The following is a 9,935-nucleotide window of genomic DNA, read 5'->3' as shown; positions in this document are numbered from 1 at the left end:
TACGGCTATCCGCCGCAGCAGCCGCAGTCCGTGCACGCGCAGCCGACGCAGGTGGGCATGCCCGCGGCGTACCCGTCCGGCCAGCAGCCGCAGTACGGATATCCGCCCCAGGGCCCGTACCCGCCCCAGAACGCCTACCCGGGCGTGGCGCCGGGCGGCGGCCAGGGCGGCGGNNCGACGACCAGGCCAAGGACCCCAAGGACAAGAAGCAGAGCCAGGAATCCACTTCGGGCACGACGGGCGGCAAGGACGTGCCCGCGCCCGAGACCGTCGACGGGAAGCTGCTCAACAAGATCGACATGCCGAAGGTGAGCGACCAGATCACCACCGAGGGCATGTGGGTCACCGACGACACCTTTGTGAAGGCCGACGTCTACAAGATCGTCGGCTATCCGCTGGACGGCGGAAGCCCGAAGTGGACCATCCCGCTGGCGGGCGAGATCTGCTGGTCCTCGGCCCACCTCAACGAGGACGGCCTGACGACGATCCTCTTCCAGGAGGCCAAGCCCTCCAAGGCGGACAAGTACCCCTCCTGCACGGAGGTCGGGCTCTTCGACCTGAACAACGGCAAGATGCTCTGGCAGAAGCATGTGGGTGCCGGTGACGACAAGCTGCGCTTCGACGAGGTGACCCTCGGCGGCGGCACCGTCGCCGCGGGCGGCACCAGCGGCGGCGCGGCCTGGTCGCTCGACGGCAAGCTGCTGTGGAAGCCGCAGGACGGCGAGGACTGCTCGGACGACGGCTACGCGGGCGGCAGCGACAAGCTGGTCGCGGTGCGCCGGTGCGGTCAGTACGACAACCCGCAGATCCAGGTGCAGACGCTGAACCCGAAGAACGGCAAGATCAAGTCCAGCTACAAGGTCTCGCCCGGCCTGGACTACGTCCACGTCCTGTCCACCGACCCGCTGATCGTCGGCCTCGACGCGGGCGACTCGACGGGTGCCGCGGTCTCCGACTTCCTGACGATCGACGACAGCGGCAAGGTGGGCAAGGTCGTCAGCAAGATCTCCACGGAGGGCGGTAAGTACATCGCCGAGTGTGAGTCGACCAATGTCGAGGGCTGCAAGATGGCCGTCGTCAGCAAGTCGGCGGACGCTCTGTTCATGGGGTCCGAGGAGCGCTCCGGCTCGTCGTCCGGCACGGTGAACGAGGTCATCGCCTTCAGCCTGAAGACCGGCAAGGCGATCGGCAAGACCGACGGCGTCGAGGGCGCGGCGCTGACCCCGCTGGGCCTGGACAAGGACGGCTACGTCACCGCCTACCAGGAGGCCACCTATGACGCGGGCGGCGCGGTCTGGCGGATCGACCCCAAGTCGTACAAGAAGGACAAGCTGCTGCAGAACCAGGTCGCCGGTCGCGAGATGGAGTCCAAGTTCAGCGCGAAGTACAACGAGGTCATCTACGCGAACCAGCGGCTCTACATGAGCGACAAGTACGCCACCAAGCCCAGTGGCAGCTACGACAAGGACGACCCGCTCGCCGCGATCTTCGGCGCTGGCGGCTGACCGATAAGCGCCTCGGGAAGACAGCTCGGCGGCCCTGCCCCATACGTACCGTACGGGGCGGGGCCGCCGCCGTTGGCGCCCGCGTATGCGCGGGCGGGCGGGGCGGCTGTATCGGTCCGATTCGGACGCCAAGTAGATGTCAAGTAGGCGCGAATGGCCGGGATTTCGGCATTCCGGGGGGCTTCTTCCGGGTAAGGGGCCCATGACGTCGAACAAGCGTGTAGCTTCCCGGGGCAAGGGAGTCCAGGGCCTCTGTGTGAGGCCCCGCAGTCGAGGGGGTGCCGGCGCGGACGGTGGGACTGAGCGGCCGGTGAGCGGCCGGGACTTCGTGCCTGAGCGGATGGGGGGAGCTCGTGGGCGTGCGACTCATGGTGGTCGATGACCACCGACTGCTCGCCGAGGCGCTCGCCTCGGCGTTGAAGCTGCGCGGGCACCGGGTGCTCGCGGCGGCCGCGCCGAGCGCGGGGGCGGCGGAGCTGGTGGTGAGCCGGGCACCGGAGGTGTGTCTGCTGGGCACGGCGGCGCCCGCCGAGCCCGGGGCCTTCGAACCGGTCGTACGGATAAAGAAGGAGCGGCCACAGGTCGCCGTGGTGGTGCTGGGCCCGGTGCCGAGCCCGCGCGGCATAGCGGCCGCGTTCGCGGCCGGGGCGTCCGGCTATGTGCGCCACGACGAGCGCATCGAGGGCGTCGAGCGGGCGATGGTGAAGGCGCGCGCGGGGGAGGCCGCCGTGGCGCCGCAGCTGCTGCAGGGCGCGTTCGCGGAGCTGCTGAACCCGGCGGCGCAGCCGGACGACGAGGGCTCCCGGCTGCTGCGGATGCTCACCCCCCGCGAGGTGGAGGTGCTGGTCCGGGTCGCGGACGGCGAGGACACCAGGCTGATCGCCGCGGGCATGGGGATCGCGCCCAGCACGGCGCGTACGCATGTCCAGCGGGTGCTGATGAAGCTGGGGGTGGGGTCCCGGCTGGAGGCCGCGGCCCTGGCCGCGCGCACGGGGCTGCTGGACCGGGCGGCGACCCACCAGCCGCCGCCGTCGCCGTGACTCAGCTGCCGCCCGCGTTCGGACCTTCCTCAGGCGGTGTGGGCGGCTCGGGCGCGGGGTGCGGCGGGGCGGAGGGCCGCAGCCTGAGCCAGAGCAGGAACAGCAGCCCGAGGACGAGCATGCATACGCCCGTCCAGAGATTGATGTTGATGTTCTCGGCCTTCTTCAGGTCCGCGTCCGAGACGGTGATCCCGGCGAGGGTGACCATGATCCCGTAGATCACGAACAGCCCGCCGATGATCCGCCGTACGTCGAAGAGCCGGGCCGCGGAGGCCGACTTGCCCTCGAGCTCCTCGACCTGGTGCTGGTACTCGTACTCGTCGCTCATGACTCGGGCCTGCCTTCGGGAGACGCAGGAGACAACGGGGAGAAGGTCACAGGGAGAACGGCACGTAGCACAGCGCCGCCAGCACGATCGCGCCCCAGCCCAGCAGCGCCGGCCGGCGGTACCAGGCCTCGTCGCCGACGGCCGGCGGTTCGGCCATACCGGGGGAGGTGGTCCCGTAGACCAGCCCGGCCAGCGACTCCACCGGCTTGGGTTTGGTGCACAGCGAGACGGTCACCATCACCACGCCGCCGGCCACGAACGCCACGATCGCCGAGACGAAGTTGGCCCCCTGGTCGCTGGGGATGGAGATCACCTGCGCCTTGTAGAGCCAGAAATAGTTGATCATCGCGGCCACGGTCCCGGAGAGCAGCCCCCAGAACCCGGCCGCGGCCGTGGCCCGCCGCCAGAACATGCCGATGATGAAGACGCAGAACAGCGGCACGTTGAAGAACGAGAACAGGGTCTGCAGATAGTTCATGATGTTGCTGAACGAGGACGCGATGACGGCCGTCCCCATGCCGCACACCACACCGACCGCCGTCACCACGCGCCCGGTCAGCAGGTAGTGCTCGTCCGACCGGCCCTTGCGCACATACGCCGCCCAGATGTCGTTGGTGAAGACGGTGTTGAAGGACGAGACGTTGGCCGCCATGCCCGCCATGAAGGCGGCGAGCAGACCGGTCACCGCGACGCCCAGCACGCCGTTGGGCAGCAGATCGCGCATCAGCAGCGGGATCGCGTCGTTGTACTGCAGCCCGCTCTTCGTACTGCCCAGGCCCGGCTCGATGACCAGGGCGATCAGCCCGGGGACGACCACGATCAGCGGGATGAACATCTTGGGGTAGGCGGCGATCAGCGGGGTGCGCTGGGCGGCCGAGAGGTTTCTGGCGGACAGGGCGCGCTGCACCTCGGCGAAGTTGGTGGTCCAGTAGCCGAAGCTGAGGCAGAAGCCGAGGCCGAGCACGATGGTCAGCCAGTTGGCGCCCAGCGGGTTGACGGAGCCGATACCGGTGCCGCCCCAGGCGGAGGTGAAGTTCTCCCCGTATCTGTCGTTGAGCGTGTCGGCCAGCCCGCCGAAGCCGCCGACCCGCTTGAGGCCGACGACGGTGAGCGGGATCAGGGCGGCCAGGATGACGAAGAACTGCAGCACCTCGTTGTAGATCGCCGAGGAGAGCCCGCCGAGGGTGATGTAGACCAGGACGAAGAGCCCCGCGACCACGATGGCCACCCACTGCGGCCAGCCCAGCAGCGCCTCGACCACGATCGCCAGCGCGTAGAGGTTGACGCCCGCGATCAGCACGGACGCCACCGAGAAGATGATCGAGCTGAGCAGATGCGAGGCGGGCCCGTACCGGTGCAGCAGGAACTCGGGGACGGACCGCACCTTGGAGCCGTAGTAGAAGGGCATCATGACCAGGCCGAGGAAGACCATGGCCGGGATGGCGCCGACCCAGTACCAGTGCACGGTGTAGACGCCGTACTGCGCGCCGTTGGCCGCCATGCCGAGGATTTCCAGGGCGCCCAGATTGGCGGCGACGAAGGCGAGGCCGGTCACCCAGGCGGGCAGGGAGCGGCCGGACAGGAAGAAGTCGAGGCTTGTCTTGATGCTCGCTCTGGCGGCGAATCCGACGCCCAGGACAACGACGAAGTAGAGAATGAGAATGGAGTAGTCGAGTGCGTTGGTGGGGAGCCGGAGCCCTTCGGCCAGACAGTGCATACGTGACTCGCTTCATCGCCGGAACGGAACGCACCAGAAACGTGCGGCGAAGGTATCCGAATTCTCCTGCTTTGTCCGGTCACCTCCGCCCTCATTGACGCGGCTGTTGAGTTGTGGTTCATTGTGTTCGGTTGTGTTGGGTGGCAGCCGTTGGACAACCCATGGCACTGACAGGAGTTGGCGGAGTGAAGAAGACGGCGACGCGGCTCGCGGACGGACGCGAGCTGATCTATTACGACGCGCGCGATGACGCGGTGCGCGACGCCGTCGACCCGCGGCCCCTGGACCCCGTCGCCACCAGCTCCGAGATCCGCCATGACCGCCTGCTCGGCGACAACGTCGCGGTCGCCTCGCACCGCCAGGGCCGCACCTACCACCCGCCGGCCGACGAATGCCCGCTGTGCCCCTCCCGCGAGGGCCGGCACAGCGAGATCCCCGCCGCCGACTACGACGTCGTGGTCTTCGAGAACCGCTTCCCCTCGCTGGCCGGGGACTCGGGCCGCTGCGAGGTCGTCTGCTTCACCTCCGACCACAACGCGTCCTTCGCCGATCTCACCGTCGAACAGGCCGCCCTCGTACTGGAGGCATGGACCGACCGGACCGCCGAACTGGCCGATCTCCCCTCCGTCGAGCAGGTCTTCTGCTTCGAGAACCGCGGCAAGGAGATCGGCGTCACCCTCGGCCACCCCCATGGGCAGATCTACGGGTATCCCTTCACCACGCCTCGTACACAGCTGATGCTGCGCTCACTCGCCGAGCACCGTGAGCGCACCGGCCGCAACCTCTTCGACGACGTGGTCGCCGACGAGCGGGCCGACGGGCGGCGCATCGTCATGGACGGCGAGCACTGGATCGCCTTCGTGCCGTACGCCGCGCACTGGCCGTACGAGGTGCATCTGTATCCCAAGCGGCGCGTCCCCGACCTCCGTGACCTCGACGAAGGCGCGCGCACAGAGTTTCCACAGATGTATCTGGAACTCTTGAAGCGCTTCGACCGGATCTTCGGCCAGGGTGAGCCGCCGACGCCGTACATCGCTGCCTGGCACCAGGCGCCCTTCAGCATCGCGGACCGGGGTGAATTCGCACTTCACCTCGAGCTTTTCACCATCCGCCGCACTTCCGGCAAGCTGAAGTTTCTCGCGGGTTCCGAATCCGGCATGAATGTGTTCATCAACGATGTGCCGCCGGAGGCCGCGGCCGAGCGACTGCGAGAGGTAGCGAGCAAGTGAGCAATGCGCAGCAGAGGAAGTACCTGGTTACCGGCGGTGCCGGCTACGTCGGCGGCGTGGTTGCGGCGCATCTGCTGGAGGCCGGTCACCGGGTGACCGTGCTGGACGACCTGTCCACCGGGCACCGCGCCGGGGTGCCGGAGGGCGCGGAGTTCATCGAGGGGCGCATTCAGGACGCCGGCAAGTGGCTGGACCCCTCCTTCGACGGCGTACTGCACTTCGCGGCCTTCTCGCAGGTCGGCGAGTCCGTCGTCAACCCCGAGAAGTACTGGGTCAACAACGTCGGCGGAACCACCGACCTGCTCGCGGCGATGCGCGAGGCGGGCGTGCGCAAGCTCGTCTTCTCCTCCACCGCCGCCACCTACGGCGAGCCGGAGCAGGTCCCGATCACCGAGGACGCCCCGACCGCGCCGACCAACCCGTACGGGGCCACCAAGCTCGCCGTCGACCACATGATCAGCGGGGAGTGCGCGGCACACGGCCTGGCGGCGGTGAGCCTGCGGTACTTCAACGTCGCGGGCGCCTACGGGGCGTACGGCGAGCGGCACGACCCCGAGTCGCACCTCATCCCGCTCGTCCTCCAGGTCGCCCAGGGCCGCCGCGAGGCGATCTCCGTCTACGGCGACGACTACCCCACCCCCGATGGCACCTGCGTGCGCGACTACATCCATGTCGCGGACCTGGCCGACGCCCATCTGCTGGCGCTGGGCGCCGCGACCGAGGGCGAGCACCTGATCTGCAACCTCGGCAACGGCAACGGCTTCTCGGTCCGCGAGGTCATCGAGACCGTACGCCAGGTCACCGGCCACCCGATCCCCGAGGTGAACGCCCCCCGCCGGGGCGGCGACCCGGCGGTCCTGGTGGCCTCGGCCGAGCGGGCCAAGGAACGCCTCGGCTGGCGCCCGAGCCGCGCCGACCTGGCCGGAATCGTCGCGGACGCCTGGCGGTTCGCACAGCACGTCGCACAGTGAGAAGGAGAGTCAGCCCGTGAGTGACAGTGTGAGCGGCCCGGACCGCGCGGTGGAAGGTTTCCGCAAGGTGTTCGGGGCCGAGCCCGAGGGCGTCTGGGCGGCCCCGGGCCGGGTCAACCTGATCGGTGAGCACACCGACTACAACGACGGCTTCGTCATGCCGCTCGCGCTGCCGCACACCTGCCTGGCCGCCGCCCGCGCGCGCACCGACGGTGTGCTGCGGCTGCACTCCGGGGACGCCCCGGGCGGGGTCGTCGAGCTGCGCGTCGACGAACTCGCGCCGGTCGCCGACGACGCGGGCGGCGACCGCGGCGGCTGGGCGGCCTACCCGGCGGGCGTGGCCTGGGCGCTGCGCGACGCGGGGGTGCTCACCGGCGCCGCGGCCGGCGGGGCGGATCTGCACTACACCAGCACGGTGCCGACGGGCGCGGGCCTGTCCTCCTCCGCCGCGCTGGAGGTGGTGACCGCCTCCGCGCTGAACGAGCTGTACGGGCTCGGCCTGGAGCCGCTGCGTATCGCCCAGCTGTGCCAGCGTGCGGAGAACGTCTTCGTCGGCGTCCCCTGCGGAATCATGGACCAGACCGCGTCCGCCTGCTGCACGGACGGGAACGCGCTGTTCCTCGACACCCGTGAGCTGTCCCTGCGCCAGGTGCCCTTCGACCTGGCGGCCGAGGGGCTGCGGCTGCTGGTCGTGGACACCCAGGTCAAGCACGAACTGGGCGACGGCGCGTACGCCAACCGGCGCGCCGCTTGCGAGGCGGGTGCGCGGGCGCTCGGGGTGCGGGCCCTGCGCGATGTCGCGTACGAGCGCCTGAACGAGGCCCTTGGCACCCTCGCGGGGGACGAGACGCTGGTCAAGCGGGTGCGCCATGTGGTGACCGAGGACCACCGGGTGGAGGAGGTCATCGAGCGCCTTGACGCGGGCGCCACCCGGTCGATCGGCCCCATCCTGACCGACGGGCACGCCTCGTGCCGCGACGACTTCGAGATCTCCTGCGCGGAGCTCGACCTGGTCGTGGAGACGGCGAACGCGGCGGGCGCGCTCGGCGCCCGGATGACCGGCGGCGGCTTCGGCGGTTCGGCGATCGTGCTGGTGGAGGAGGCGGACGCGGAGTCGGTCGGGAAGGCGGTGACCGAGGCGTTCGCGGCGGCCGGGTACCGGGCCCCGCGGATCTTCCCGGCAGTGCCGAGCGCGGGGGCGCGGCGGCTCGCGTAACAGGCAAGCCCTATCGGCCAGTTGACCGCTCGCCCGATCAAATACCGTACCGATTCGTTGACTTACTCCTCACAACGGAACACGATCCTCACGGGAGCAGGTCAACGTCGGTGCGCCGACGGTCAGTTTTGCCGAAATTCACCCCCGGTGTCGGACTCCGGCCGTACGCTGTGCACAGCGTCGGTGGGGGCCGACGCTTATCAGGGGGCGAGACAGGCAGGTACGACGCCCGGGGTGGGGTAGCGATCAGCACGGCGGCGGCCGTGCGGTTGCGGCGACCCTCGCACCGGGCGCCGTACCCGCACTGGGTTTTTCCGTATCCGGCGACGTGGGGGGTTCCGTGGCACGTATTCGGGTTCTCGTGGTGGATGACCATCGCATTTTCGCCGAGTCGCTGGCGGCCGCCCTCGCGGCGGAGCAGGACGTGGAGGTCGCGGCGGCCGGCAGCGGTCCGGCGGCGCTGCGCTGTCTGGAGCGCGGGGCGTCCGAGGGGCGCCGCTTCGATGTGATGCTGGTCGACGCGGATTTGGGCGGAGGGGCCAGGGGGGCGGTCGGCATCCCGCCACAGCCGCTGCCCGCATCCGCCGAATCGCTGATGAGCGGCGCGCCGACGGGCCATGGGGCCGTGGGCGGCGGGCAGCTCACCGGCGGTGCCGGTGCCGGCAGTGCCGTCGGCGGCGGAGTTGCGAACAGCCGCGCGGCGCCCGCCCGGATGGCGAGCGGCCGGGCCGTGGACGGCATCTCGCTGGTCGGCGGGGTCCGCTCGACACAGCCGGGCGTACGTACGGTGGTGCTCGCCGAGCGCGACGACCCGCGCCGGGCGGCGGCGGCCCTGCAGGCCGGGGCGTGCGGCTGGGTCGCCAAGGACTGTTCGCTCTCCCGGCTGCTCGCGGTCATCCGCGGCGTGCTGCGCGACGAGACGCATCTGCCGCCCGCGCTGCTCACCGGCGTGCTGCGGGAGATGACGGCCGCCCGTAAGCACCGCACCGAGAGCGAGCGGCTGGTCGAGTCGCTGACCCCGCGCGAGCGCGAGGTGCTGCGCTGCATGGTGGCCGGGCTCGGCCGCAAGGCGGTCGCCGAGCGGCTGTATCTGTCCCCGCACACGGTCCGCACCCATATGCAGAACGTGCTGGGCAAGCTCGGCGTGCACTCCACCCTGGCGGCCGTGGCCCTGGCCCGCCGCGCCGGGGTCGGCCCCGTCGACCTAACCGGGGAGATTGTCGAACGGGGCGGTCAGCTGGCGTAGCAGCGCGGCCAGTTCGGCCCGCTGCGCCTGGGACAGCTCGGCGAGGATGGCGTGCTCCTGGTCGAGCAGTCCGGCGAGCGCCTGATCGGCGCGGTCGCGCCCCTCGTCGGTCAGCCGCACCAGCACCCCGCGCCGGTCGCTGGGGTCGGGCAGCCGCTCGACGAGGCCCTTCTTCGCCAGCCGGTCGATCCGGTTGGTCATGGTGCCCGAGGTGACCAGGGTCTGGGTGAGCAGCTGCCCCGGCGAGAGCTGATACGGCGTCCCGGCCCGGCGCAGCGACGTCAGCACGTCGAACTCCCAGGGCTCCAGATTGTGCTCGGCGAAGGCGATCCGCCGCGCCCGGTCGAGATGGCGGGCGAGCCTGCTGACGCGGCTGAGCACTTCCAGCGGCTCCACGTCGAGGTCAGGGCGCTCCCGGCGCCACGCCGCGACCAGCCGATCGACCTCGTCCTCCATGACGATCAGTGTAGTTGGTCTGTCGACATGAAGTCTCTTGACATCAAGATACTTTCTGGAGCACCGTAGGCCTGGGCGACAAAGATCGCCGCACACCATGCGTACCTGCCTGGGGGCTTCGCCATGCACTCTTCACCCAACTGGGATCCGCGCCAGTACCTCCGCCACGCGGGCCACCGCACCCGCCCCTTCCTCGACCTCCTCGCCCGTATCCCCGACCTCCCCAC

General features: G+C 70.1%; 9 protein-coding genes and 1 pseudogene. 7 read left to right on the top strand and 3 right to left on the bottom strand.

Going from position 1 to position 9,935, the window contains the following annotated elements; all coding sequences use genetic code 11:
• Positions 1 to 251: 251 nt before the first annotated feature.
• On the top strand, positions 252 to 1,505 hold the full coding sequence (locus CCN51_RS49100) for a hypothetical protein (protein WP_245881847.1): 1,254 nt from the start codon (positions 252 to 254) through the stop codon (positions 1,503 to 1,505).
• 353 nt (positions 1,506 to 1,858) lie between these two features.
• Positions 1,859 to 2,545 (top strand): helix-turn-helix transcriptional regulator, encoded by a 687-nt coding sequence (locus CCN51_RS49095; protein WP_043486964.1) that lies wholly within the window; start codon positions 1,859 to 1,861, stop codon positions 2,543 to 2,545.
• Between the two features lies 1 nt (position 2,546).
• Here CCN51_RS49095 and CCN51_RS49090 read toward each other — a convergent pair whose 3' ends face one another.
• Together CCN51_RS49090 and CCN51_RS49085 are read right to left on the bottom strand one after the other, a co-directional pair.
• The gene (locus CCN51_RS49090) at positions 2,547 to 2,873 is read right to left on the bottom strand and encodes a hypothetical protein (RefSeq protein WP_014176955.1); all 327 of its coding nucleotides are present in this window, start codon (positions 2,871 to 2,873) and stop codon (positions 2,547 to 2,549) included.
• A 46-nt stretch (positions 2,874 to 2,919) separates the two neighbouring features.
• Entirely contained in the window at positions 2,920 to 4,590 is a 1,671-nt protein-coding gene (locus tag CCN51_RS49085) for a sodium:solute symporter family protein (RefSeq protein WP_014176954.1), read from the bottom strand.
• Between the two features lie 185 nt (positions 4,591 to 4,775).
• On the opposite strand from CCN51_RS49085, the gene galT reads away from it, so the two are divergent.
• From galT to CCN51_RS49065, 4 genes are all read left to right on the top strand, one after another.
• Positions 4,776 to 5,819, top strand: coding sequence for a galactose-1-phosphate uridylyltransferase (galT, locus tag CCN51_RS49080; RefSeq protein ID WP_014176953.1), 1,044 nt, complete (start codon positions 4,776 to 4,778; stop codon positions 5,817 to 5,819).
• A complete protein-coding gene (gene galE / locus CCN51_RS49075; protein WP_014176952.1) occupies positions 5,816 to 6,790 on the top strand; it encodes a UDP-glucose 4-epimerase GalE in 975 nt (324 codons plus the stop codon). Before galT ends, galE begins: the two co-directional genes overlap by 4 nt.
• Before the next feature lie 16 nt (positions 6,791 to 6,806).
• Entirely contained in the window at positions 6,807 to 8,006 is a 1,200-nt protein-coding gene (galK, locus tag CCN51_RS49070) for a galactokinase (protein ID WP_055413949.1), read from the top strand.
• Between the two features lie 340 nt (positions 8,007 to 8,346).
• Entirely contained in the window at positions 8,347 to 9,252 is a 906-nt protein-coding gene (locus tag CCN51_RS49065) for a response regulator transcription factor (RefSeq protein WP_043486961.1), read from the top strand.
• Here the strand turns inward: CCN51_RS49065 and CCN51_RS49060 are convergent.
• On the bottom strand, positions 9,211 to 9,708 hold the full coding sequence (locus tag CCN51_RS49060; RefSeq protein ID WP_014176949.1) for a MarR family winged helix-turn-helix transcriptional regulator: 498 nt from the start codon (positions 9,706 to 9,708) through the stop codon (positions 9,211 to 9,213). The genes CCN51_RS49065 and CCN51_RS49060 overlap by 42 nt on opposite strands.
• Positions 9,709 to 9,831: 123 nt before the next feature.
• Here CCN51_RS49060 and CCN51_RS58750 point away from each other — a divergent pair.
• Positions 9,832 to 9,935 (top strand): annotated as a pseudogene (locus CCN51_RS58750) (trans-aconitate methyltransferase); the annotation flags it as partial.

The sequence above is a fragment of the Streptomyces milbemycinicus genome (assembly GCF_002154605.1).
GTDB classification, from domain to species: Bacteria; Actinomycetota; Actinomycetes; order Streptomycetales; family Streptomycetaceae; genus Streptomyces; species Streptomyces milbemycinicus.
Note: the sequence above shows the minus strand (reverse complement) of the source record. Positions and strands in the feature narration are given on the sequence as shown.